This window comes from Arthrobacter pascens (assembly GCF_017052465.1).
GTDB lineage: Bacteria > Actinomycetota > Actinomycetes > Actinomycetales > Micrococcaceae > Arthrobacter > Arthrobacter pascens.
Genome location: NZ_JAFHKT010000059.1, coordinates 1 through 283, shown reverse-complemented (window position 1 = coordinate 283; position 283 = coordinate 1). Strand labels below are relative to the sequence as shown.

The window sequence follows — 283 nt, the reverse complement described above, 5'->3', positions numbered from 1 at the left end:
CTCTCGACCTAATGGTTGTCCGGCGGTGACCTACTCTCCCACACCCTCCCGGGTGCAGTACCATCGGCGCTGTGGGTCTTAGCTTCCGGGTTCGGAATGGGACCGGGCGTTTCCCCCACGCTATGACCGCCGTAACCCTTCGACCCGGCACACACCCGCGGGGTGTGTGTGGGAAATCTGGTGTTACAACTGTGCTGTTGTTTCAACTGTGCTGTTGTTACAGCTGTGGTGTTGTTATTTTGTTGTGGTTTTTGTTCCCTGGGCAACTTACCGTGTGACGGGT

General features: G+C 56.9%; 1 rRNA gene. It reads right to left on the bottom strand.

Annotated features, from left to right (window positions below):
• Positions 1-17: 17 nt before the first annotated feature.
• A 5S ribosomal RNA gene (gene rrf, locus JYA52_RS00280) occupies positions 18-134 on the bottom strand.
• Positions 135-283: the final 149 nt, after the last annotated feature.